Origin of the sequence: Aquitalea magnusonii (assembly GCF_003202035.1) — a bacterium.
GTDB lineage: Bacteria > Pseudomonadota > Gammaproteobacteria > Burkholderiales > Chromobacteriaceae > Aquitalea > Aquitalea magnusonii.
Window position 1 is genome coordinate 22994 of record NZ_QJKC01000012.1, and the last position, 23482, is coordinate 46475.

Annotated in this window: 22 protein-coding genes; 8 read left to right on the top strand and 14 right to left on the bottom strand. The window is 61.2% G+C overall.

Annotated features, from left to right (window positions below; genetic code table 11):
• Position 1: 1 nt before the first annotated feature.
• From pilW to ndk, 3 genes are all read right to left on the bottom strand, one after another.
• A complete protein-coding gene (gene pilW / locus DFR38_RS13430; protein ID WP_239688866.1) occupies positions 2–745 on the bottom strand; it encodes a type IV pilus biogenesis/stability protein PilW in 744 nt (247 codons plus the stop codon).
• Positions 742–1836 (bottom strand): dual-specificity RNA methyltransferase RlmN, encoded by a 1095-nt coding sequence (rlmN, locus tag DFR38_RS13435; RefSeq protein WP_059287535.1) that lies wholly within the window; start codon positions 1834–1836, stop codon positions 742–744. The genes pilW and rlmN overlap by 4 nt, the downstream gene beginning before the upstream one ends.
• A 68-nt stretch (positions 1837–1904) precedes the next feature.
• Positions 1905–2330 carry a nucleoside-diphosphate kinase gene (gene ndk / locus DFR38_RS13440; RefSeq protein WP_059287534.1) on the bottom strand — a complete coding sequence of 142 codons (426 nt, stop codon included), beginning with the start codon at positions 2328–2330 and terminating at the stop codon, positions 1905–1907.
• Between the two features lie 139 nt (positions 2331–2469).
• On the opposite strand from ndk, the gene DFR38_RS13445 reads away from it, so the two are divergent.
• Positions 2470–3303: an SPOR domain-containing protein gene (locus DFR38_RS13445; protein ID WP_110313532.1), complete on the top strand. Its 834-nt coding sequence runs from the start codon at positions 2470–2472 to the stop codon at positions 3301–3303.
• A gap of 150 nt (positions 3304–3453) precedes the next feature.
• Here the strand turns inward: DFR38_RS13445 and DFR38_RS13450 are convergent, their stop codons facing one another.
• The 4 genes from DFR38_RS13450 to DFR38_RS13465 form a co-directional block, all read right to left on the bottom strand.
• Complete coding sequence (locus tag DFR38_RS13450; RefSeq protein WP_059285632.1) at positions 3454–4947, bottom strand: CoA-acylating methylmalonate-semialdehyde dehydrogenase; 1494 nt, start codon at positions 4945–4947, stop codon at positions 3454–3456.
• Between the two features lie 116 nt (positions 4948–5063).
• On the bottom strand, positions 5064–5861 hold the full coding sequence (gene iolB, locus DFR38_RS13455; protein WP_059285633.1) for a 5-deoxy-glucuronate isomerase: 798 nt from the start codon (positions 5859–5861) through the stop codon (positions 5064–5066).
• On the bottom strand, positions 5858–6775 hold the full coding sequence (iolE, locus tag DFR38_RS13460) for a myo-inosose-2 dehydratase (RefSeq protein ID WP_059285634.1): 918 nt from the start codon (positions 6773–6775) through the stop codon (positions 5858–5860). The genes iolB and iolE (DFR38_RS13460) overlap by 4 nt, the downstream gene beginning before the upstream one ends.
• An 18-nt stretch (positions 6776–6793) precedes the next feature.
• The gene (locus DFR38_RS13465) at positions 6794–8731 is read right to left on the bottom strand and encodes a bifunctional 5-dehydro-2-deoxygluconokinase/5-dehydro-2-deoxyphosphogluconate aldolase (protein ID WP_059285635.1); all 1938 of its coding nucleotides are present in this window, start codon (positions 8729–8731) and stop codon (positions 6794–6796) included.
• Between the two features lie 235 nt (positions 8732–8966).
• Between DFR38_RS13465 and DFR38_RS13470 the strand changes: the two genes are divergently transcribed.
• Complete coding sequence (locus DFR38_RS13470) at positions 8967–9833, top strand: MurR/RpiR family transcriptional regulator (protein WP_045846020.1); 867 nt, start codon at positions 8967–8969, stop codon at positions 9831–9833.
• Here DFR38_RS13470 and DFR38_RS13475 read toward each other — a convergent pair.
• The 4 genes from DFR38_RS13475 to DFR38_RS13490 form a co-directional block, all read right to left on the bottom strand.
• Positions 9763–10680: a DMT family transporter gene (locus DFR38_RS13475; RefSeq protein ID WP_158527740.1), complete on the bottom strand. Its 918-nt coding sequence runs from the start codon at positions 10678–10680 to the stop codon at positions 9763–9765. The genes DFR38_RS13470 and DFR38_RS13475 overlap by 71 nt on opposite strands.
• Positions 10681–10857: 177 nt before the next feature.
• Positions 10858–11883, bottom strand: a complete 1026-nt coding sequence (locus DFR38_RS13480; RefSeq protein WP_059285637.1) for an ABC transporter permease — start codon at positions 11881–11883, stop codon at positions 10858–10860.
• Positions 11884–11930: 47 nt separating this feature from the next.
• Positions 11931–13478: a sugar ABC transporter ATP-binding protein gene (locus DFR38_RS13485; protein WP_082693380.1), complete on the bottom strand. Its 1548-nt coding sequence runs from the start codon at positions 13476–13478 to the stop codon at positions 11931–11933.
• Between the two features lie 58 nt (positions 13479–13536).
• The gene (locus DFR38_RS13490; protein WP_059285638.1) at positions 13537–14475 is read right to left on the bottom strand and encodes a sugar ABC transporter substrate-binding protein; all 939 of its coding nucleotides are present in this window, start codon (positions 14473–14475) and stop codon (positions 13537–13539) included.
• Positions 14476–14584: 109 nt separating this feature from the next.
• Here DFR38_RS13490 and DFR38_RS21045 point away from each other — a divergent pair, with 109 nt between their 5' ends.
• A complete protein-coding gene (locus tag DFR38_RS21045; RefSeq protein WP_146215980.1) occupies positions 14585–14764 on the top strand; it encodes a hypothetical protein in 180 nt (59 codons plus the stop codon).
• Positions 14765–14839: 75 nt separating this feature from the next.
• Here the strand turns inward: DFR38_RS21045 and iolE (DFR38_RS13495) are convergent, their stop codons facing one another.
• The 3 genes from iolE (DFR38_RS13495) to DFR38_RS13505 form a co-directional block, all read right to left on the bottom strand.
• Complete coding sequence (gene iolE, locus DFR38_RS13495; protein WP_059285639.1) at positions 14840–15751, bottom strand: myo-inosose-2 dehydratase; 912 nt, start codon at positions 15749–15751, stop codon at positions 14840–14842.
• A 37-nt stretch (positions 15752–15788) separates the two neighbouring features.
• On the bottom strand, positions 15789–17645 hold the full coding sequence (gene iolD, locus DFR38_RS13500) for a 3D-(3,5/4)-trihydroxycyclohexane-1,2-dione acylhydrolase (decyclizing) (RefSeq protein ID WP_239688610.1): 1857 nt from the start codon (positions 17643–17645) through the stop codon (positions 15789–15791).
• A gap of 170 nt (positions 17646–17815) precedes the next feature.
• Positions 17816–18871, bottom strand: a complete 1056-nt coding sequence (locus tag DFR38_RS13505; protein WP_059285649.1) for a LacI family DNA-binding transcriptional regulator — start codon at positions 18869–18871, stop codon at positions 17816–17818.
• 175 nt (positions 18872–19046) lie between these two features.
• Between DFR38_RS13505 and DFR38_RS13510 the strand changes: the two genes are divergently transcribed.
• From DFR38_RS13510 to DFR38_RS13530, 5 genes are all read left to right on the top strand, one after another.
• Positions 19047–19268, top strand: coding sequence for a TIM barrel protein (locus DFR38_RS13510; protein WP_275576126.1), 222 nt, complete (start codon positions 19047–19049; stop codon positions 19266–19268).
• A gap of 30 nt (positions 19269–19298) precedes the next feature.
• A complete protein-coding gene (locus DFR38_RS13515; protein ID WP_059285642.1) occupies positions 19299–20123 on the top strand; it encodes a TIM barrel protein in 825 nt (274 codons plus the stop codon).
• Between the two features lie 40 nt (positions 20124–20163).
• Entirely contained in the window at positions 20164–21171 is a 1008-nt protein-coding gene (gene iolG / locus DFR38_RS13520; RefSeq protein ID WP_059285643.1) for a bifunctional inositol 2-dehydrogenase/D-chiro-inositol 1-dehydrogenase, read from the top strand.
• Between the two features lie 194 nt (positions 21172–21365).
• Positions 21366–22352, top strand: a complete 987-nt coding sequence (gene iolG, locus DFR38_RS13525; protein ID WP_110313533.1) for an inositol 2-dehydrogenase — start codon at positions 21366–21368, stop codon at positions 22350–22352.
• 59 nt (positions 22353–22411) lie between these two features.
• On the top strand, positions 22412–23428 hold the full coding sequence (locus DFR38_RS13530; RefSeq protein WP_059285650.1) for a Gfo/Idh/MocA family oxidoreductase: 1017 nt from the start codon (positions 22412–22414) through the stop codon (positions 23426–23428).
• Positions 23429–23482: the final 54 nt, after the last annotated feature.

Here is a 23482-nt window from a genome sequence, read left to right on the forward strand (position 1 = left end):
TTCAGCTTCCGCTCAACAACAGTTGTGTTTCCTTGGAGTCCGGGTAGCGGTTTTTCAGCGCGTTGGAATATTCCGCCTCATGCACCCGGTCTCCCCCTTTCCTGGCAATCTGTACGCCCAGCCACAGCACATCGGCTCCCAGTGGCGCATTGCCTGCGGTCTGTTGCAGGCGTCCAAAATAAAAGGACGCCAGCTTGGCATTGCCCAGCTCCAGATGCAAGGCAGCCAATTCGCGCAATGCGGGCGGATAATCGGGAGCCATCTGCAAGGCGGTCAGCAGGTAATCGTTGGCCTGGGTGGTTTCGCCCAGCTTGACACTGCAACGGCCCATATTGAGATAGGCCGTTTGGGGTGTCTGGTACAGTGGATTGGCGATGGCCTTGGCGAAGTAATTCATGGCCACCCGCGGGCGTTCATGTTCGCACAGAAACTGGCCATAGTTATTGTTTGCCTCTGGACTGGAAGGATCGACCTGTAGCGCCTTGAGAAAGTTCTTCTCTGCATCGCTATCCAGATGCATCAGATTGTATACATAGGCACGGGTCAGATAGGCACCGACAAAGCTGTCGTCGGCCAGCACTGCTTCATTGGCGGACTCCAGCGCTATCGGCAGATTGCCCAGTCCCGCATATTCAACGGCCAGCTGGCTGCGGATTTCTGCCAGTTTGCGGTTGGCCGGCGCGGCGAATGCGACAAGGGAATACGCCAACAGGCACACCGCCATCCACACTCGCCACTTGTTCATTCTTCGCGCTCCTGGGCTATCTGCATCCATTTGACCTGACGCCTGGTCTTGTCCATCACCTGTCCGGCCAACTGACCACAGGCTGCGTCGATGTCGTCACCGCGGGTTTTTCTTACGGTAACCACGTAACCCTGCTCCTGCAACATTTCCCGGAAAATCCGGATCGCATTATTGCTGGAGCGATCATAGCCGGAATTGGGGAAGGGATTGAACGGGATCAGATTGAATTTGCACGGCACGTCACGCACCAGCTCCAGCAGCTGCCGGGCGTGTTCGGGACGGTCGTTGATGCCATCGAGCATGACATATTCAAAGGTGATGAAATCGCGCGGGGCCTTTTCCAGGTAGCGCTGGCAGGCGGCCATCAGTTCTTTCAACGGGTACTTCTTGTTGATGGGAACGATTTCATCGCGAATGGCATCGTTGGGGGCGTGCAGGCTGACAGCCAGCGCCACCGGACAGGCTTCGCGCAGGCGGTCCATTTGCGGCACCAGGCCGGAGGTGGACAGCGTGACGCGGCGGCGGCTGAGGCCGTAGCCGTGGTCATCCAGCATGATTTGCAGCGCGCTGACCACATTGTCGAAGTTGGCCAGCGGCTCGCCCATGCCCATCATCACCACATTGGACACCACGCGTTCGTTTTTCGGGGTAATCCCCATGGCCTTGTTGGCCCACCACAGCTGGCCGATGATTTCGGCGGTGCTGAGGTTGCGATTGAAACCCTGGCGGCCGGTGGAGCAGAAGGTACACTCCAGCGCACAACCCACCTGGGATGACACGCACAAGGTGCCGCGGTCGTCTTCCGGAATGAACACGGTTTCCACACCGTTGCCGGTGCCGACGTCGAGCAGCCACTTGCGGGTACCATCACTGGACGCCTGCCCGGTCATCAGCGACGGTACGCGCACCTCGGCATGCTGGTGCAGCTTGGCACGCAGGCTTTTGGCCAGGTCGGTCATCGCGTCGAAATCGTCTTCGCCCATCTGGTGCATCCAGCGCATCACCTGCTTGGCACGGAAGGCTTTCTCTCCCATGGCGGCAAAGTGTTCGGTCAGCTGGTCCAGATTGAAGTCGAGCAGGTTGGTTTTCATGCAGTCCTCGGTAAAACAGCGGCAGCCACCGGGCTGCCGCCAGATACATCCATTACAACAAAGCGAGATTAACGGGAGTAGATCTCGGAAGCAGCAAAGAAGTAAGCCACTTCGATGGCAGCGTTTTCAGCGCTGTCGGAGCCGTGTACGGCATTGGCGTCGATCGATTCGGCGAAATCGGCGCGGATGGTGCCGGCGTCAGCCTTTTTCGGATCGGTGGCGCCCATCAGTTCGCGATTCTTGGCGATGGCGTTTTCACCTTCCAGAGCCTGGATCATCACCGGGCCGGAAACCATGAAATCAACCAGGTCCTTGAAGAAAGGACGTTCTTTGTGCACGGCGTAGAAGCCTTCGGCTTCGGCGCGGGACAGTTGCTTCAGCTTGGCTGCAACAATTTTCAGACCGGCGGATTCGAAACGGTCGTAGATCTTGCCGATAACATTCTTGGCTACGGCATCCGGCTTAACGATGGACAGGGTACGTTCAATTGCCATAAAAATCTCCCAAATACTCCCAAATAACAGAACAAGTGGCTAAACTAGGCTGTAGCTCAGCCACTCGGGTTACGCAATTCTGAGGAACCCGATATTTTACCAGCCTTTTCAAGCCTCTGCTGCATAAAAATTCAAGGCCATGACAGAACAAAATCAAGGGCAAGACCCCGGCTCGGCTCCGGATGAAAAAGATCTCAACAGCAAGCTGAAAAAGCGGCTGGCGATTGCCGGCGGCCTGGTTGCCGTGGCGCTGGCGGCCATCCCCGTGCTGGACAGCATGAAAAAACCCAAGGTGGAAATGACCGCCACCACACCAGCGGGCAGCTCCGGCAAGATCGTCAACCCCAGCTCGGCCCCGGCACTGGAGCAAGCAGCAGAGCCCGTCGCGCAGAGCAGTGCGCCGGCCGAAGAGGCCAGCGCCCCGCAAACCGATGCCGGCAGTTCGCCCTCGCCCGCGGCACCAACGGCAACACCGCCGCAAACCCCGGATATCAGCAAGACCCCGGCGGTTGCCAGCAGCAAACCGGTCAGCCCACCGGCTGTCCATGCCGCCGCCAAACCAGCTGGCAAACCTGCTGCGGCAGCCACAGCCCCTGCGGCCCCGCCCCCGGCCACAGCACCCGTGGCTGCGGTCACCACCCACAGTGCTCCCACCAAGGCCGCTCCTGCCCCACAGCCAGTACGCAGTGTTCCCGACAGCGACAACAGCGTGAGTGCTCCGCCGCCTGCACCCGCCGTGGTCAAAGCCAAACCGGAAGGCAGTTCGCTGGGTTACAAGCTGCAGCTGGGGCTGTTTTCCAGCATGGGCAACGCGGAAAAGCTGGTGAAGGAACTCAAGGCCAAGGGCATAGAAGCGCACACGGAAACCCGCGTCCAGCTCGGCCCGTTCAAGACGCGCGCCGAGGCTGACGAAGCCATGGCCAAGCTGCGTAATCTGGGCTATACCCCGCTGCTGGCGCCCGCCGCGCAGTAAGGGCCGTTGACAAGAAAACGCTTACCGGCATGCCAGGCCCGCCCTAAGTGAATGAGGGCGGGCCTGTTGCATGATGCAGAGTAAAAAAACAGGCAGCCTGAGCTGCCCGGGAAGTCCCACTGTGAATGAGGGGTAGTACGCTGACCCGGCCTAGCCCAGCGTCGGCATGGCGAATTCTGCGCTTTGCACCTGCCCGGCCGGCCAGCGGCTGGTAATGGCCTTCATGCGGGTGTAAAAGCGCACGCCTTCCGGGCCGTGCATGTGATGGTCGCCAAACAAGGACGCTTTCCAGCCGCCAAAGCTGTGGAAGGCCATGGGTACCGGAATCGGCACATTGATGCCCACCATGCCCACCTGGATGCGATGGGCAAATTCGCGCGCTGCACCGCCGTTGCGGGTAAAGATGGCCGTACCATTGCCATAGGCATGCTGGTTGATCAGCCGGACTGCCGCGTCCAGACTGTCCACCCGCACCACGGCCAGCACCGGGCCGAAGATTTCTTCCTGATAGATGGTCATCTCCGGGGTGACGTGATCGAACAGCGTGCCGCCGATGAAGAAGCCTTCCTCGCAGCCTGGCACCACCAGGCCACGGCCATCCACCACCAATGTGGCCCCTTCCGCCACACCCTGTGCGATATAGCCAGTCACCTTGTCCAGATGCTGGCGCGTGACCAGCGGGCCCATTTCGGCTTGCGGGTCGGTACCGGCATTGATGCGCAGCTGACGGGTACGCTCGGCCAGCCGCGCCACCAGTGTGTCAGCCACATCGCCCACGGCCACTGCCACGGAGATGGCCATGCAGCGCTCGCCAGCCGAACCATAGGCCGCGCCCATCAGCGCTTCGATGGTCATGTCCAGGTCGGCATCCGGCAGCACCACCATGTGGTTCTTGGCACCGCCCAGCGCCTGCACCCGCTTGCCATGCGCGGCACCGGTTTCATAGATATAGCGGGCAATCGGCGTGGAGCCGACAAAGCTGACTGCAGCCACATCCGGATGGGTGAGCAGGCCGTCCACCGCCAGCTTGTCGCCTTGCAGCACATTGAACACGCCATCCGGCAAGCCAGCCTCTTTCAGCCACTCGGCAATCAACAAGGGAGCGGACGGGTCGCGCTCGGAGGGTTTGAGGATGAAAGTATTACCGCAGGCCAGCGCCACCGGGAACATCCACATCGGCACCATGGCCGGGAAGTTGAACGGTGTAATGCCGGCCACCACACCCAGTGGCTGGCGCATGGTCCAGGCATCCACGCCAGTAGCCACCTGTTCGGTGTATTCGCCCTTGAGCAACTGCGGAATGCCGCAGGCAAATTCCACCACTTCCAGCCCGCGCTGTACCTCGCCCTGGGCGTCGGACTCCACCTTGCCATGTTCGCTGGAAATCACCGCCGCCAGTTCGCGCTGGCGTTCTTCCAGAATGCTCTTGAAGCGGAACAAGATGCGCGAGCGCTTGAGCGGGGACAGTGCCGCCCAGGCCGGAAACGCTGCGTGAGCGGCTGCCACGGCGGCGGCTACATCCTGCGGCTCGGCCAGGGCCACTTCGGCCTGCGGACGGCCCAATGCCGGGTTGAACACGGCACTGTAACGTTGTGCCACACCAGCAGTACGCTGGCCATTGATGAAATGCGGAATCTGCAACATGGTTTCTCCTTGCTGCGGGCAAGCCGGGGGCCTGCCCTTGAGCGGTGGGCATCAAATGGATAATGAGCGGGAATGTGACGACCAGCGCCGGACCAGGACAGCCCGGCGCCATGGCCTTAGTCAGGCAGTTGCAACAGCCATTCGTGCTGCGGGTCGTTGTGGAAGGACCACTGGCGCTTGGGCCCGGCCATCACGTTCAGGTAATAGGACTGGTAGCCATAGGGCAGGCACACCGGGTGGTAGCCGCGCGGCACCATCATCACGTCGTGGTTTTCCACGGCGTGGGATTCGTCCAGGCTGCGGTCGTCGGTGTAGACCCGCTGAAAGGCAAAGCCCTGCGGCGGATCGATGCGGTGGTAATAGGTTTCTTCCAGTGCGCTTTCCGCTGGCAGATTGTCCAAATCGTGCTTGTGCGGCGGGTAGCTGGAAGAATGGCCGGACGGGGTGATGACTTCCACCACCAGCAAGCTATCCGCAGGCTCGGTCTGCGGCAAAATGTCAGTCACATAGCGGGTGTTGGCCCCCTTGCCGCGCACGCTGCGCTGCATGCTGGCAGGTGCAATCAGCCGTACCTCGCGGCCGGGCTGGCCGGGCGCCGAGCACAAGGCCACTTCGGCCGGGGTCAGTGCGGTGATGGTAAGCGGCTCGCCGGCCGGGACATACACCGCCCACGGGGCTTGGTCGTCGAACACGCTGCTGCGCTCGCCCAGGCTGTCCCAGTACTGCGCGCCCGCTTGCACCGCCACCTTGCCAGTCAACACGACCAGACAGCATTCGCGCCCGGCATCCTGCCAGCTTTCCTGTTCGCCCTCGTCCAGCCGCACCGCGCGGAAACCCACATGCTGCCAACCGGCACTTTGCGGGGTGATGTCGGCAATTTCGCGCCCCTTGCCTGCCTTGACCAACAAGCTCATGCCACATTCCTTTCCTGCTGATTGATGGCCGCCACCAGCGACGACAGGGTACGGTAGCCCTTGTCGGCGTATTCATAGCTGGGCGCGACGACCGGGTCCTGCTCGGCCTCCACCACCAGCCAGCCCTGATAACCGTGAACCGCCAGAGCATGCAAAATGGCGGCAAAGTCGATGCAGCCATCGCCCGGCACGGTAAACGCACCATTGATCACCGCCTGCAAAAAGCTCCAGTTACCGTTCCAGGCCTGCTTCACCACTTGCGGGCGCACATCCTTGCAGTGCACATGCACCACGCGGGCAATATGTTTGTTCAGCACCGCCAGCGCATCGCTACCGGCAAAGGTGATATGGCCGGTATCAAACAGCAGGCCGACTTCCGGGCCGGTGACCGCCATCAGCTGGTCGATGTCCTGCGCGGTTTCGACATAGGCCCCCATATGGTGGTGGTAGGCCAGGGTGATGCCGCGGGATTGCAGATGGCGGGCAAATTCGTTCAGCCGCGCGCCATAGGCCAGCCATTGCTGTTGACTGGTGAAACGCGGGCGCTTGTACAAGGGCTGGGGCTGGCCCTGAATGGCACTGGCCACCTCGCCGTACACCATCACCTTGCAGCCGTTTTGCACCAGCAGTTGCAGATGCGGCTCCACGCGGCGGATTTCCTCTTCCACGCTGCTTTCCGCCAGATAGCCGGAATGCCAGCCGGAAACACACTCCACGCCATAGGGCTGCAATACCGCCGCCAGCGCTTGCGGGTCGCGCGGAAACTTGTTGCCCAGCTCGAAGCCCTGATAACCGATGCGCGCACCTTCGCGCAAAATGGTGTCCAGCGTGACTTCGCCGCCCAGCGAGGGCAGGTCGTCATTGCACCAGGAAATGGGGTTGATGCCGATTTTTACCTTGAATGGCTTGCTCATTATTGTTCTCCCGGGTGCTCAGCGGGGCTGGCGACGGCTGCGCCAGATGTCGATCAGGGTTTCAAAATTGCCACGGGCGGCTGCAATCAGCCCGGCGTCGTCCAGTTCGCCGGCCAGCCAGCGTTGTGACGGTTCGTGGAACAGCGTGCGTCCCACCATGAAACCACGGCAGCTGCGGCTGGCTGCCGCGTCGGCAAAGCCCTGACGCAGCACATCCAGCGAAGCATGCAGGCCCAGCAGCACCACGCCACGGCAATAGGGGTCACGCTCGGCCAGCAGTGCATCCACAGCCTGCCATTGCGCGACCGACATGGATTCCAGCTTCCACCACTCCGGATAGATGCCCAGGTTGTAGAAGCGCTTGAGTGCGCGCAGCACGGTATCCGGTTGTTGCGGCAGCTTTTTCGACGGAATCACTTCCAGCAGCAGTTCATGTCCGCTCAGTTGAGCGGCTTCGTAGATAGCGCGCACCTGGGCTTCCTGCTCCAGCCGGTTTTCCAGCGTGTCGTCCGGGTGGTACTGCACCAGACATTTGATGATGTGTTCCTGCGGCCAGCTTTCCAGCCGGGCAGTGGCGGTGCGGCCACGGTCGAATTCCAGCGGGTTGGAACCGGGCAGTTCCACCGGACGGCCTATCCACCAGCCGCGACCGGTGGCGGCATACATGGCGTCCTCGCCATAGCGGTCGTCCACCAGAATGCCGATATGGCCTTGCAGCTGCAGCGCGCTTTCGGTTTGCGCCACCGCCTCCACCAACAGGCGCTTGAGCACGGAAATGCGCGCCTCGTCCGCCCCGCTTTGCCGCGCCAGCTCGAAAAACTGGTTGCGGTGATCGAAGGCAAACACGCACAGGTCGTCCCACTGCTTGCGCTGGACGCTGACCCGGTGCAGGCGGCTGAGCGTGGCATCGTCACCCGGTCGCAGCGGTGTCTGTTCCAGACCGAGGAAATAATCCAGTTCGGCCGGAGTAGGCATGGCCGGCGAGCAGCCATGACGCGACACCACCAGCGCACCGCAGGCATTGGCGCGGGTGCAGCACCAGCCGTAGTCACGGCCATGCAGCCAGCCGGACAGGAAACCGGACAGAAAGGCATCGCCCGCGCCCAGTACATTCATCACTTCCACCTGCGCGCCCTTGACCGAGAAGGCATCCTCGATGCGCGCCGGGATGGCACCCGGAATCACCGCGCAGCCCAGCGGGCCACGCTTCACCACCAGGGTGGCCTGCGGTGCCAGCTGGCGCACGGTGGCCAGGCTGGTGAGCACATCGTCCGAGCCCCCGGCGATATTGATTTCTTCTTCGGTGCCGACAATCAGGTCGAACAGCGGCAGCACCGATTGCAAATGGGCAGTCACCCCGTCGCTGGCGATATAGCGCTCCTCGCCATTACCCCTGCCGGTAATGCCCCACAGCACCGGGCGGTAGTCGATATCCAGCACGGTGCGCACATCATGCTTTCGTGCCAGCACCAGCGCCTTGCGGCTGGCGGCATTTACCTTGGCAGTGGAAAAGTGGGTGCCGGTAATCAGCAGCGCCTTGCTGGAGGCAATGAAGTCTTCATTGATATCCGCTTCTTCCAGCGCCATGTCGGCGCAGTTTTCGCGGTAAAACAGCAGGGGGAAGGTATCGCGGTCCTTGATGCCCAACAGCACCAGCGCGGTGAGCCGCTCCGGGTCCACCTTCACCTGGCTGACATCACAGCCTTCCGCTGTCAGGGTGTCCAGCAGGTAGCGGCCCATGTGTTCGTCGCCCACGCGTGACAGCATGGCGGACTTCAGGCCGAGGCGGGCAGTACCGAAAGCGATGTTGGCAGAGGAGCCGCCCAGATAGCGGGCAAAGCTGCTGGCGTCTTCCAGCCGGGCTCCCAGTTGGCGGGCATACAAGTCGATGGCCAGTCTGCCCAGGCAGATCAGGTCCAGCGGTCGGTCGGCAGCAAAATGGGTGGTGTTTTGCATGGTGTGCATTCTTTGTCTCGTTGAGTGACTGTCCGCCGCTGAGGCCCGCCTCCACCCGCCCGGGGAAGTGCGCCGTCAGCCATATCGGTGAAGTCCAGCATAAAACGGCGGCCTGATGAATGCAACTTTTTTTTCGTATTTATTTTCTAATAGAAATTATTTTCCGAAAAATGTTTTTGTAGTGCGCCGGTTTCACTCTAAAATGACGCCATCCACATTGCCGAACATTCCTGCCATGACCAAGGAAATAAGCGCCGATCAGCTGATGCAACGCATTGCCGAGGAATACGAAGACCTGAGCAAGCAGCTGAAAGTCATTGCCAAATACGTAGAAGAACACCGCCAGACGCTGGTGCTGGAGCGCATTACCGACATTGCCCAGGCCTGCGAGGTGCAACCTTCCGCCATCGTGCGTTTTGCCCAGCGCTTTGGCTTCAGCGGCTTTTCCGACATGCAGACGGTGTTCCGCGATGCCTTTGCCCCGGCAGGTGGCAATGTCAACAATTACCAGAAGCGCATCCGCAGCGTGATTGCCACGCAGGACACGCCGCTGAGCAACACCCAGGTGACGCAGAACTTCATTGCTGCCTGCCAGCAAGGGCTGGACGAGTTGTCGCAAGCGCTGGACCCGGCGGCCATCGACAAGGCGGTGGAATTGCTGGTGAAGGCAGACAATATCTATGTGGTGGCGGTGCGGCGCATGTTTCCGATTGCCAGCTATATCAGCTATGCCCTGCAGCACACGGCCAAGCGGGTGCATCTGGTATCCGGCCTGGGCGGCATGTACCACGACCAGATCCGCAGCATCCGCGAAAACGACCTGATGATCGCCATCAGCTTCCAGCCTTATGGCAAGGAAACCCGTTACTGCGCACGTGTGGCCGGACAAAACAAGGCAAAGCAGCTGGTGATTACTGACAGCCAGTTAAGCCCGCTGGCACGCAATGCCGATGCGGTGCTGACGGTAAAAGAGGGCACCGCGTTTTCCTTCCGCTCGCTCACCAGCACCATCAGCCTGTGTCAGGCCTTGTTCATTGCCCTGTCTTACCGGCTGGAACTGGTGATTGAAGAGACCCGCGACGCCGGGGCTTACGACGACTGACCAGCAAGGACGACATGATCAGGCCCGCGCCGGTCAGCTGACTGGCGCTCATGCTGCTGCCAAACCACCACCAGGCCAGCAAGGCAGTCCACACCGGCTCCAGCAGCAGGATGAAGGCCGAACGCTGCATTGGCACCCGCGCCTGCGCCCAGCCTTGCAGGAAGAAGCGGCCACAGGTGGCCAGCAGGATGCTTACCAGCAGCCAGGCCATCAGCTCACCGCTCAGCCGGGATGGCCAGTGCTCCACCAGTACACTGCCGACCAAACCGGCCACTCCGGCCAGCAGCAGCTGCAAGGCGGTCAGGCTCAATGCCGGAGCCTTCGCCCCTGCCCTGCCGTTCAGATTGAGAAATACCGACATCGCCACGGCCGAAGCCAGAAACAGGCTGTCGGCCGCACCCAGCTGCCAGCCACCATGCAAGGCCATGGCTGCCACACCCAGCGCAGCCAGCGGCATGGCCCACAAGGTTTGCGCCAGCAGCACGGTGCCAAACATCAGCCGCGCCAGCACTGGTGCCAGCACCACCCCCAGGCTGCCAATGAAGGCACCCACGCCCAGGTTGTTGCTTTGCTGCAAGGCCAACATCCACAGCACCATGGCCAAGGCCAGCATCAGCGCACTCCACCAACTGCTGGCAGGCAAACGCCAAGGCAATGGCTGGGAACGCCAGCGCGCCAGCAAGGCCAGCACCACACCGGCACTGCCAAAGCGCACTCCCAGAAACAACAAGGGCGGCATGCCGCGCAAGACTTCCTTGGAACACAGCCAGCCAAAACCGGCAATCAGGGTCACCAGCACCAGCGTGGCTTCTGCCAGACCGGGGCGTACAGCTTGATCTACTCTCACAACTGGATTCGGGCGCACAACACGTTTCCGCAACAATGAAAAAACGGGAAGGCGCACCTTCCCGATCAACACCCTGCTGAGAGATTCCTGCCGCATTGCCATGCCGCATTCAGACAGCCGGGTGTGACTCCTGCGGCAGTTTAACTGCTGCCACACCCGCTGTGCGATGCCGGGCGATCAGCTGCGGCGATTGCGCTGGCGGTACTGGTCCGCCACCACGGCCACCACAATGATGATGCCTTTGACGATTTCCTGGTAATAGGCGTCGATACGCAGGAAGGTGAAGCCGGAGGTCATGGTGCCCAGAATCAGCGCGCCAATCACGGTGCCGGTAATCTTGCCCAGGCCGCCATTGAGCGAGGTGCCGCCAATCACCGCGGCAGCAATGGCATCCAGCTCGTACATCATGCCCATGCCAGCCTGACCGGACACCGCCCTTGCCGAGGTGACCACCCCGGCCAGGCCGGACAGCAAACCTGCCACGGTGTACACCAGAATCAGGTGGCGGTTGACATTGATGCCGGCCACGCGCGCAGCGGCACGGTTGGCACCAATGGCATAAGTGTATTTACCGTAACGGGTGTAGCTGAGCACGATGTGGAACACCAGCGCCGTCAGCAGGAAGATGATGATGGGGTTGATGCCGGCACCGATGGCCGCGTAGTTGTCGGACAGCATGCTGATGGGCTCACCCTTGGTGTACCACTTGGCCAGGCCGCGTGCGGTAACCATCATGCCCAGTGTGGCGATGAAGGGCGGAATGGCTGTGCGGGCAATCACCGCGCCGTTGATCAGCCCGCACACCAGCCCCACCAGCAAACCGGCCACCAGTGGTGCAATCACCGGCAGGTCGGTGAGCGAAGGGAACACCGCGCGGGCGAAGTCCGAGGTTTGTGCCAGGCTGGCCGACACCATGGCGGTGAGTGCCACCACCGAGCCGGATGAGAGGTCGATACCACCCATGATGATGATCTGGGTGACGCCCACCGCGATGATGCCGATCACCGATACCTGCAGCACCATCACGATCAGTCTTTCCTTGTTGGCGATGAAGCTTTGGCCGACGAAAATCCAGCCCAACAGTTCGAATATCAGGGCCACGCCCAGCAGCACCATGAAGATGCGCGCTTCGGCGGGAAGCTTGAAACCAAATGCGCCGGATTTTGCTGCCTTGTCCAGCGGCTGCGTATTGCTGATTGCCATCTCGTCTTCTCCTGCTGTTATTGTGCTTTCCCTGGCTTGCGGCAGTGTCAGCCGGCAGCCAGTGTCATGATGCTGACCTGGGTGGCGTCGGCCCGGTCGACAATGCCGGTCACCCTGCCCTCGTGCATCACCATGATGCGGTCGCTCATTCCCAGGACTTCGGGCAACTCGGACGAAATCATGATGACCGCCACACCCTGTCCTGCCAGTTTGCAGATCAGCTTGTGGATTTCGGCCTTGGCGCCCACATCGATGCCGCGGGTGGGTTCGTCCAGAATCAGTATTTTCGGCTTGGTCAGCAGCCAGCGGCCAATCAGCACTTTTTGCTGGTTGCCACCGGACAGGTTTTCGATGCGCTCGTCCAGATTCGGCGTTTTCACCCGCAGCGTGCCGGACATGGCTGCGCACATGCTGTCCAGCGCCTGCTGACGGACAAAACCGGCCTTGAGGTTGTCACCACCCAGCACCGATATCTGCATGTTTTCCTGAATGCTCAGGTTGAGAAAACAGCCGGTGTCCTTGCGGTCTTCAGTCAGAAAGGCCATGCCGTGCTGCATGGCAGTGCGCGGGGAGTCCACCGTTACTGCCTGGCCATTGATACGGATCTGGCCGCTACTGGCCGGGCTGACGCCAAACAGGGTTTCCGCCACATTGCTGCGGCCGGAGCCGATCAGCCCCGCCACGCCGAGGATTTCCCCCTGGCGGACACTAAATGTCACATCACGGAACACGCCATCCAGGGTGAGGTTTTCCACTTCCAGCGCCACCTCGCCAATCGGCACGATGGTCTTGGGGAACATCTCGGTGATTTCGCGCCCCACCATCATGCGTATCACTTCATCATGAGTCAGCTGTTCCACCCGCTTGCAGCCGATGAAATGGCCATCGCGGAATACCGACACCTCGTCGGCAATCTCGAACAGCTCGTTCATCTTGTGGGTGATGTAGATGATGCCCTTGCCCTGCTCGCGCAGCATGCGCACGATGCGGAACAAATGGGCGACTTCGTGCTCGGTCAGTGCAGACGTGGGTTCGTCCATGATCAGCACGTCGGAGTTGTACGACACCGCGCGGGCGATCTCCACCATCTGGCGGCTGGAAATGCTCAGGCTGGCCACCTTGGCTTCGGGGTCCAGATCGATGGACAGCTGGGCAAACAGCTCGCGGGTCATCTGGTACATCCTGGCGTGGTCGATCAGGCCGAAGCGGTTCAGCGGCTCGCGGCGGATCCAGATGTTTTCGGCAATGCTCATGAAGGGCATCAGGTTCAGTTCCTGATGAATCATGGCGATGCCGTTTTCCAGGGCATCCAGCGGCGAAGTCAGCGCAATTTCACGGCCGTGCAGGCGGTACACGCCCTTGTCCGGGATATACACCCCGGCCAGGATTTTCATCAGCGTGGACTTGCCAGCACCGTTTTCGCCCATCAGCGCATGCACGGTTCCGGCGCGCAGGCGGAAGGACACATCATCCAGCGCCACCACACCGGGGAAAGCCTTGCGTACGCCTTCCACTTCAATCAGCAGCGTTTCGCGCTCCACGGGCGGGTGGGACAGTGCGGCTGCCTGCGGTTTTTCCGGGGCCAGGCTCAACATGGCTTGCTCTCCTCCTTGAGTACCGGGCGGCGCACTGCTGCGGCCGCCCGCTTCAGCTTTAGTTGCGCGACTGGTAGTTCTTCAGGTTGGCCGGGGTGACCAGTTCGAACGGTACCCAGATCATGGACGGCAGCTTCTCGCCACGCGACAGCTTGAGCGCAGTGTCCACCGCGCCCTTGCCCTGACCGGCGGCATTCTGGAACACGGTGACTTTCAGCTCGCCGTTCTTCATGGCAGTCAGCGCATCCTGGGTGGCATCCACGCCAGCCACGATGGTTTTGTCCAGACGCTTGGCAGACTTGAGTGCCTGAATGGCACCCAGTGCCATTTCGTCGTTATTGGACACCACGGCGTCAAACTGCAGGCCGGCGCTCAGCCAGTTCATCATCAGGTCGCGGCCATCGGTGCGCGACCATTTGGCGGTCTGCTTTTCCACAATCTTGATACCGTTACACGGCGCCTTGGCAATCACCTCTTCCACATCCTTGGTACGCTGACGCGCGGCCTGGTTGGCCAGGTCGCCCATCATCACCACGATATTGCCCTTGCCCTTCATCAGGCGGCACACCTCTTTCATCTGCACGGTGCCCGATTCGGCCTCGTTGGAGCCGACAAAGGCCACCTTGGCAGGCAGGGTCTTGTCGGCCGGCATGCGGTTTACGTACACCAGCGGAATGCCGGCGCTTTGCGCCAGTTTGGTGATTTTCGGTGTGGCATCGGTATCCACCACGTTGACGATGATGGCGTCCACTTTCTGGGCAATGAAGTTTTGTACCTGGCTGAGCTGGCGGCCGACATCGTTTTGCGCATCTTCAAACTGGATGTCCACACCCTTCTGACTGCCGGCATAGGTTTTCATGTTGTTGCGCAGCACGGTGAGGAAGTTGTCGTCAAAGGCGGACATGGTCACGCCCAGTTTGGCAGCGGATGCCGGCATGGCCAGCATGGTGAGGGAAAAGAACACTGCGGAACCAGCAAGCTTGGTGATGCGTTTCATTGATGCGTCTCCTGTCCTTATGGTGTGGGTTCGATCCCGACATGCCGCCGACCGCTCATGTTGCAGTGCAATGCGAAGCGCATATCGTGTTGTCGTGCAGCTAAGATAAGTGAGCCGCATCAATATTGCAAATAAAATTTCATGCTGCACTGCACTTAGAAATGTTTTTCTATATTTTGCCAACAACAGCGGCAACACAGTGATCAGGCTGCCTGGTCTTACCCTGCTGAAAACGCCCTATCCAGCTGATTCAAATGGTTTTTTCTTCAAAAAAGACAGCGTGCGCTAGTGAAAAATGAAAAAGCCATGCCGACATGGCATGGCTACTGACACTGCTGCCAGCTTTACCGGCAACACGGGGTTTTCAGGCAACAACCGGCTGGCGCAGGCTGGCACACAAGGCCGCCAGATAGTCGTAACCCTTCTTGGCATATTCATAGCTGGGGGCCAGCGCCGGGTCCTGCTCGGCCTCCACCACCAGCCAGCCCCGATAACCATGGCGCTGCAAGGTGGCCAGAATGGGGGCGAAGTCGATCATGCCGTCGCCCGGTACGGTAAACACGCCCTTGAGCACGGCGTCCAGAAAACTCCAGTTTTCCGCCCTGGCCTGTTGCATCACCGCCCGCCGTACATCCTTGCAATGCACATGCACCACCCGGTCCACATGCTTGAGCAGCTCGACATAGGCGTCACCCCCGGCAAAAGTGATGTGGCCGGTATCAAACAGCAGGCCGACATCCGGCCCGGTGAGTGACATCAGCAAGTCCAGGTCGGCACTGGTTTCGCAATACGCCCCCATGTGGTGGTGGTAGGCCAGGGTGATGCCCCTGCCCTTCAGCCAGGCAGCAAACGCATCCAGCCGCGCCGCGTAATCCTGCCACTGCTGTTGACTGCTAAAACGGGGGCGTTGCGATAAGGGGGTCTGTTGCTGTCCCTGCACCGAGTCCGCCACTTCGCCATACACCAGCACTTGGCAGCCGTTGAACAGCAGCTTGTCCACGTGGGCAGTGGCTGCGGCTATTTCCTGCTCCACCGTGCCGCTTGCCAGATGGCCGGAATGCCAGCCAGACACCACCGCCACGTCGTATTCGGCCATTTTGTTGCGCAATGCCTGCGGGTCCTTGGGAAACTTGTTGCCCAGCTCGAAACCGGCGTAACCGATTTCTGCGCCTTCTTGCAAGCAGGTTTCCAGCGGGATATGCCCGCCCAGCTGCGGCAGGTCGTCGTTGCTCCAGGAAATCGGGTTGATGCCGATGCGCACATCAAATTGCTGCACTGTCTCACTCCTTATATATGTATTTGTAATGGCTGTACTACAGCCGCTGACGCAAGCGGGCTTGTTCGTAGTTGGCACGGGCAGCACGCACCTGCTCGCGTTCCGATACTTCCGGGATACCCACCTCCCACCAGCTGCCGCCTTCCGGCGTGCATTGCGGGCCATCAATACGTAGCTGAATCAGGTAACTGCGGCGGGAAGCCCGGGCGCGCACCATGGCGGCCAGCAGCTCGGCCACCGAGCCGACGGTTTCCGCCTCGGCCCCCAGCGAACGGGCATTCTGGGCAAAGTCGATCTGCGGGATACCGTGTTCGCCATGCAGACAGTCGACCAGCATATTGTTGAAAGGCACACCGCCGCAGGCCTGCTGCAAGCGGTTGATGCAGGCGTAACCGGCATTGTCCAGCAGCACCACGATGATCTTGTGACCCAGCATCACCGAAGTGGCCAGCTCATTGTTCAGCATCAAATAGCTGCCATCGCCCACCATCACGATGACTTCGCGCTCCGGGCGGGCCATCTTCACCCCCAGGCCACCGGCCACTTCGTAACCCATGCAGGAAAAGCCGTACTCCATGTGATAGCCACCCGGCGTGCTGGTGCGCCACAACTTGTGCAGTTCGGCTGGCAGCGTACCGGCAGCGCACACCACGATGTCGCGTGCGGCGGAATCCGCCGCCGAGGCCTGTACCGCACCGATGGCCTCGGCATAGGTGGGCAGGCTGGCACGCGGGCTGCGCACAATCTCGTCCACTTGCCTGCGCCAACCATTGCACAGCCGCTGGCTGTGCGCGGTCCAGTCAGCATCGGCCTGCCAGCCGTCCAGCGCCGCACTCAGCGCGGCCAGCCCGACGGCGGCATCACATTGCAGGCTGTGGCCCCCCCATTTGATGGCATCAAAACCATTCACATTGATGGACAACAGCGTGGCCTGGGCGTACAGCGCATGCGAGCCGGTGGTGAAGTCCTGCAAACGACTGCCCACTGCCAGCACCAGGTCGGCTTGCGCGGCCAGCTCGTTGGCCGCCGGGGAGCCGGTGACGCCGATGGAACCGGCCAGCAGCGGGTGATCCCAGCTCAACGCGCCCTTGCCCGCCTGACTCTCGCCAACCGGAATGCCATGCCGTTCGACAAAATCTTTCAGTGCCTCCACACCGCCAACGCTGTACAGCACCCCGCCACCACAGACGATGAGCGGGCGCTTGGCTTGGCGCAGCAAGCTGGCCAGAGCCGCCAGCTCGGTGGGTTCGGGCGGTGGCTGACGGAAGTGGATATCACGCTCGGCAAAGAAGGACTCCGGCCAGTCAAAGGCCTGCGCCTGCACATCCTGCGGCAGGGCCAGTGTCACCGGGCCGCACTGCGCCGGGTCGGTAAGGGTGGCAATGGCACGCGGCAAGGCGGTCAGTAACTGGGACGGCACCACAATGCGGTCGAAGTAGCGCGATACCGGCCGCAGGCAATCCACCGCCGATACAGCGCCATCCTGAAAATCTTCCACTTGTTGCAGCACCGGGTCCGGCGCGCGCGAGATGAACACATCGCCCGGCAGCAACAGCATGGGCAGGCGGTTGACATGGGCCACCGCCGCAGCGGTAACCAGATTGGTACAACCGGGGCCAATGGAAGTGCTGATAGCCATCATGCGGCGGCGAAAGTGTGCCTTGGCATAAGCGGTGGCAGCCAAGGCCATGCCCTGCTCGTTGTGGGCACGCAAGGTGGGCAGCACATCCTGCGCTGCCTGCAAGGCTTCGCCCAGGCCGGCCACATTGCCGTGGCCGAAAATGGCCCACACGCCACCAAACAGCCGCTCGCGGCGGCCATCCGGCTGGGTGACAAACTGCGCGGCCAGATAGCGCACCAGCGCCTGGGCCACGGTGAGACGTACGGTTTTCACATCCATTCTCCAGGGGGCGATGAGGCCAGCTGACCGGGCGGTGCCAGCCTGCGTCATCGAGAGTAAGGAACAGCCTGCCACTACGATATAAGATTTCCGGATTATTGCAAATTATTTTTCATTTTAATTTTATTTTGAAAAACATTTTCCGCAACACAAACACTGCCTGCTCAGGCTGACAGATAGGGCGAGGCCGACATGTTCTCTGCCAGATAAAGGCGGAATTCAGCCGCTCCGCTTTCGCCTCCGGGCGGCAACACCTCCAGCGCCGCCAGCACATGTTGCAGGGCCTTGATGGCCTGGCCATCCGGGTCCTGATCAATCACCACGTCCAGCAGCCCCTGTTGCAGATAATGGCGGTGGTCGTCCGACAGCTCGTGTGTTACCCAGCACACCTTGTCGTGGATGGCATAGCGGCGCAACGCCGCTTCGATGCCGGGTGAACCGGCCCCGCTGTTGTAGATGCCGGCAATCGGACGGCCCTGTTTGAAAGCATGGCTGACCGCGGCATAGCAACGGTCGGCATCGTCATGAGTGGCGGTCGCCACCTGATCACACTGCAAATGGGGAAAGCGTTGTGCCAGCACCTCGGCACAACCGCTGGCCCGTTCCAGATGGCCACGGTAGTCCGGCCGGCTGGACAGCAACAGCACCCGGCCCGCTTGCGGACACAGACGGCCCAGCAGCCAGCCGGCAGTCCGCCCGGCGGCATGGTTGTCTATGCCCACATAACGAGCCTGCGGCAGACCGGCCACATTGCTGACCACCAGCGCCACCTGCTCGCCGCGCTGGATGGCCGCTTGCAAGGCCTGCTGCACGGCCGGGGTATCCGGTGCCGCCACAATCAGCCCCTGCCGGGGGTAAGGCCGGGGCCGCAAGGCGCGCACCATGCCGGCTTCATCCTTTTCGCCCAGCGTCTGCTGATGCACCACCACCCGTCGGTCCAGCATGGGCAGTGCCGCTTGCAAGGCCTGCCGTAGCCGCCGGAAGAAGGGGGATTGGTTGTCCGGCAGCAGGATATCCAGATGAATCAGCCCGTGGCGGGTATCCGGCAGCAGCCGTGGCACGGCCAGCTCACGCGCGGCGGCCACCACCTTGGCGCGGGCTTGGGCCGACACGCTGCCACGCTCGTTCAACACCCGGTCCACCGTGGCCACGCTCACCCCGGCCTGGGCGGCAATTTCAACAAAGCGGGCAGTTTTCTTGCGACGTGGCGGCTGGGTCATGCGCATTACCTCTGGCTTCCTGCGGTGTGCCAATCGGCCCACATTGACGATTTATCGTCAAATCAGCAACTGAAACCCTGTCTCGCTTCCCCTAGATTGCCTCCAGCGCTACTACCACGCTGCAGCCCTTTTACCACGATGACCTAGCCGTAAGGCCTCATCCGGCCTGCGCTATATCGTCAACCCGCCCGGCGCCAATGTGCGCGTGCATCAGCATGTGGACATCGGCCAGGGCGAAATCGACTGGGATGTGTTCTTCGCCACCCTGGCCGAGATCGGTTTTGACGGCGTGCTGTCCTCCTGTGTGTTTGCCTGGGAGGAACGCGCCGATGAATCGTCGCGCTTCATGCTGAGCGAGATGCAGCGCTATCTGGATAAGCACTACCAACAAAAGTAAGTCGTCCCTCTCATTCACAGAAAGACCACCATGGCCCCCAACATCCGCTTTGCCATCAACCGTATCAGCGCGCCGCGCCTGTCCTTTCCCGACTATCTGGCCATGTGCCGCCGACTGGGTGTGAGCGATATCGAAATCCGCAACGATCTGAATGGCGTGGAAATCAGCAATGGCACGCCGGCCGCCCAACTGCGCGCGGCCGCCGCCGAAGCCGGCATCACCATCCGCAGCATCAATGCGCTCTACCCGTTTGATGTATTCGATGCCGACCTGCAACAGCGCGCGCTGCAGCTGGCCAGCTACGCCCGTGACTGTGGTGCCCAGGCGCTGGTGATGTGTCCGCTCAACAGCCGCGATGACACGCGCACTGACAGCCAGCGCCAGCAGGACCTTATCCATGCGCTCAAGCAGTTGAAGCCGATTCTGGACGACCACGGCATCACCGGCTTGGTGGAAGCACTGGGCTTCGAGGAATGTGCGCTGCGTCGCAAGTCCGAAGCCGTCACCGCCATTTACGCCGCCGCTGGTGAGCGCCATTTCCGCCTGGTGCACGACACCTTCCACCACCATCTGGCTGGCGAGGACATTTTCTTTCCGGAACTGACCGGGCTGGTACACATCTCCGGCGTGGAATCCACCACCCTGGCCAGCACGGATATGCGCGACGGCCACCGCGTGCTGGTGGGCAGTGCCGACCGGCTGGGCAATATCCCGCAGCTGAAAGAACTGCTGGCACGGGGTTATCAGGGTCTGGTGTCGTTTGAGCCATTTGCCAACGACATCATGGAAGCGCCGGACAGCGAAACCCTGCTGCGTAACAGCATGGATTACATCCGCCAGCAACTCGCCAGCTAAACCCGCACATCACACCACAAGCAAGAACAAGGAGACAGACATGAGTTTAGCCATTGGCGTCATCGGTAGCGGAGCCATCGGTCAGGACCACATCCGCCGCATCAGCCAGACCCTGTCCGGCGCACGCGTGGTCGCCGTCCACGACATCAACCCACTGCAAGCCGAGGCCACGGTCAAGCAATACCAACTGGCTACCAGCGTGCATGACAGCGGCCTGGCACTGATCCACGACCCGGCAGTGGAGGCCGTGCTGGTGAGCTCATGGGGCCCCAGCCATGAAGAATTCGTGCTGGATGCCATTGCCGCCGGCAAGCCGGTGTTCTGCGAAAAACCGCTGGCGGTCACCGCCGCAGGCTGCATGCGTATCGTCCAGGCCGAGCGTGCCCACGGCAAACGGCTGGTGCAAGTTGGCTTCATGCGTCCCTATGACGCTGGTTACCGTGCGCTCAAACAGCTACTGAACGAGGGACGCATCGGCGCACCGCTGATGCTGCATTGCGCCCATCGCAACCCCTCCGTGGGCGAAGATTACACCACGCCAATGGCCATTACCGATACGCTGATTCACGAACTGGACGTGTTGCGCTGGTTGCTGGATGAAGACTATGTCTCGGCCCAGGTGGTCTTTCCACGCAAGAGCAGCCACGCCCTGCCCCATCTGGCCGACCCGCAGATTGTGTTGCTGGAAACCCGCAGCGGCGTGCGCATCGATGTGGAAATTTTCGTCAATTGCCAATACGGCTATGACATCCAGTGCCAGATTGTCGGCGAAACCGGCATTGCCAGCCTGCCCGAGCCATCCAGCGTAGCGCTGCGCAGTGCCGCCAGTTATTCCACCGCCATCCTCACCGACTGGAAACAGCGTTTCATCGCCGCCTACGACGTGGAGCTGCAAGCCTTCATCAACGGCGTGCAGGCCGGCTCCCTCACCGGCCCCTCAGCCTGGGATGGCTATGCCGCTGCCGTGGCTGCCGATGCCTGCGTACTAGCACAACAGAATGGCGCAGTGGTGGACATCAACATGCCGGAACGCCCCGACTTCTACTGAACCCTGCTTCTGCAGCACACTTCCTCGGACTTGCCACAGTGGCCGACAGCGACTGTGGCATTTTTTCTATTTGCGCCAAATAAAATAAAATTTCCAAATAAATAATTTTCAGAAATTATTTTCTGATATATATTGCTATGCAAGCACACCAACCTGCAGCACGGTTGGCCAATAACACGCATGAGGAGACAGCAATGACCGCAGTAGCCCTGTTCGGTGCCGGCCGTATCGGCAAGATCCACGCCGCCAACCTGGCCGCCCAGCCCGGCACACGCCTGAAGTATGTCGTCGACACCCATCAGCCTTCAGCACAGCAGCTGGCGGCCCAGTACGGTGCCAGCGTGACTGACATCGACAGCGCCCTGGCCGACCCGGAAATCGGCGCAGTGGTGATTGCCTCCAGTACCGACACCCATGCCGACCTCATCCTGCGTGCCGCCGCCCGTGGCAAGGCCATCTTCTGCGAGAAACCGGTAGACCTGACACTGGAACGCGCCCGCCAGTGCGCTGCGGCAGTGAAGGAAGCCGGCGTGGCCTGCCTGATCGGCTTCCAGCGCCGCTACGACCCTACTTTTGCCGCAGTGAAAGCACGCATCGAGGCCGGGGAAATCGGCCAGCCGGAAGTGCTGGTGGTCACCAGCCGCGACCCGGGTGCGCCGCCGGTGGACTACATCAAGCGCTCCGGCGGTATTTTCAAGGACATGCTGATTCACGATTTCGACATCTGCCGCTGGATTCTGGCCGACGAAGCCGTCAGCGTGCAGGCCAGCGCCAGCGTGCTGACCGACCCGGCGATTGGCGAGGCCGGCGATGCCGACACCACCGCCGTCACCATCCGCACCCGTTCCGGCCGCCTGTGCCAGATCAACACCAGCCGCCGCGCTGCCTATGGTTACGACCAGCGCTTTGAAGTGCTGGGTAGCCTGGGCATGTTGCAGGCCGGTAATCACCGCCCTACCGAAGTCACTGCCTATGGTGGCCAGCAGGTCAGTACCGATCTGCCGGAACACTTTTTCCTGGAACGCTACCGTGCCGCTTACGCGTTGGAAATGGCACACTTCTTTGAGGTGGTACAGCACGGTGCCACCCCGCGCACCACGGTGGAAGACGGCGTCAAGGCGCTGGAGCTGGCCGATGCCGCCACCCGCTCCTGGCAGGAAAACCGCCTGATCAGCCTGTAAACCACCCCATCGTCGGTTACATGCCCGCCGACAAAGCTGCCGGTGGGCAGGGAGAAGTCATGTCTGAACTCAATATCGGCATTGTCGGCCTGGGCCGGCTTGGCCGCCGTCATGCACTCAATCTGCGCGATCGCATTCGTGGGGCCAAACTGGTGGCCGCCTGTTCACCGCTGGATGATGAACTGGCCTGGGCGGCAGAACAGCTGCCTGGCGTACACCGCCACCACACGCTGGACGCCATGCTGGCCGAGCCGCAGGTACAAGCGGTGTTTCTGGTCACCCCCACCGCGCTGCATGCCGAGCAGATCATCGCCTGCCTGCGTGCCGGTAAGCATGTGTTTTGCGAAAAACCGCTGGCCCTGAATGTGGAGGATTGCCAGAAAGTAGAAGCAGTAGCGGCTGAGTACCCGCAGCTCAAGGCGATGGTGGGTTTTGTACGCCGCTTTGATGCCAGCTATCAGGATGCGGCAGAAAAGCTGCAGCAAGGCCTGGTGGGCCAAGCCTATCTATTGCGCTCGCAAACCTGCGATTTGAACGACGAGAACGGTTTTTTTGTGAAGTTTGCCCCCAGCAGCGGCGGCATTTTCATGGATTGCAGCATTCACGATATCGATCTGGCGCGCTGGCTGCTGGGCTCGCCCAAGCCCTTGCGTGTCTGGGCCACTGGCACCAATGCGCTGCACCCGGCCCTGGCCGATTGCGGGGATGTGGACAATGGCGTGGCCATGCTGGAGTTTGCCGATGGCAAGCTGGCCTGCTTTTATGCCTCGCGCACCCAGGCACATGGCCATGAAACCCTGACCGAAATCTTTGCCACGGCAGGCCGGTTGACCGTGGGAGCCAATCCGCGCGCCAACCGGGTGGACATCAGCGATGCCCACGGCGTGCGCAACGAATGCGTGCAGGATTTCTACCAGCGCTTTGCCGAAGCCTTTGTCAGTGAAGCCCAGCACTTTGTCGATGCCGTGCTGCACGATCAAGCCTTGGCGCTCAGCCTGGCCGATGCCACCGAGGCCACCCGCATTGGTCTGGCCATCACCCAAGCCTTGCGCAGCAAACAGGTGGTGGAGCTGTAAACCTGCCCACTCCTCCCGCTCCGTCAAAAAAGCCCTTGCTACACAGCAAGGGCT

Bases quoted from the DNA above. Each gene is read 5' to 3' on its own strand.
- pilW (WP_239688866.1), bottom strand. From the start codon at position 745: ATGAACAAGTGGCGAGTGTGGATGGCGGTGTGCCTGTTGGCGTATTCC.
- rlmN (WP_059287535.1), bottom strand. From the start codon at position 1,836: ATGAAAACCAACCTGCTCGACTTCAATCTGGACCAGCTGACCGAACAC.
- ndk (WP_059287534.1), bottom strand. From the start codon at position 2,330: ATGGCAATTGAACGTACCCTGTCCATCGTTAAGCCGGATGCCGTAGCC.
- DFR38_RS13445 (WP_110313532.1), top strand. From the start codon at position 2,470: ATGACAGAACAAAATCAAGGGCAAGACCCCGGCTCGGCTCCGGATGAA.
- DFR38_RS13450 (WP_059285632.1), bottom strand. From the start codon at position 4,947: ATGTTGCAGATTCCGCATTTCATCAATGGCCAGCGTACTGCTGGTGTG.
- iolB (WP_059285633.1), bottom strand. From the start codon at position 5,861: ATGAGCTTGTTGGTCAAGGCAGGCAAGGGGCGCGAAATTGCCGACATC.
- iolE (WP_059285634.1), bottom strand. From the start codon at position 6,775: ATGAGCAAGCCATTCAAGGTAAAAATCGGCATCAACCCCATTTCCTGG.
- DFR38_RS13465 (WP_059285635.1), bottom strand. From the start codon at position 8,731: ATGCAAAACACCACCCATTTTGCTGCCGACCGACCGCTGGACCTGATC.
- DFR38_RS13470 (WP_045846020.1), top strand. From the start codon at position 8,967: ATGACCAAGGAAATAAGCGCCGATCAGCTGATGCAACGCATTGCCGAG.
- DFR38_RS13480 (WP_059285637.1), bottom strand. From the start codon at position 11,883: ATGGCAATCAGCAATACGCAGCCGCTGGACAAGGCAGCAAAATCCGGC.
- DFR38_RS13485 (WP_082693380.1), bottom strand. From the start codon at position 13,478: ATGTTGAGCCTGGCCCCGGAAAAACCGCAGGCAGCCGCACTGTCCCAC.
- DFR38_RS13490 (WP_059285638.1), bottom strand. From the start codon at position 14,475: ATGAAACGCATCACCAAGCTTGCTGGTTCCGCAGTGTTCTTTTCCCTC.
- DFR38_RS13505 (WP_059285649.1), bottom strand. From the start codon at position 18,871: ATGACCCAGCCGCCACGTCGCAAGAAAACTGCCCGCTTTGTTGAAATT.
- DFR38_RS13515 (WP_059285642.1), top strand. From the start codon at position 19,299: ATGGCCCCCAACATCCGCTTTGCCATCAACCGTATCAGCGCGCCGCGC.
- iolG (WP_059285643.1), top strand. From the start codon at position 20,164: ATGAGTTTAGCCATTGGCGTCATCGGTAGCGGAGCCATCGGTCAGGAC.
- iolG (WP_110313533.1), top strand. From the start codon at position 21,366: ATGACCGCAGTAGCCCTGTTCGGTGCCGGCCGTATCGGCAAGATCCAC.
- DFR38_RS13530 (WP_059285650.1), top strand. From the start codon at position 22,412: ATGTCTGAACTCAATATCGGCATTGTCGGCCTGGGCCGGCTTGGCCGC.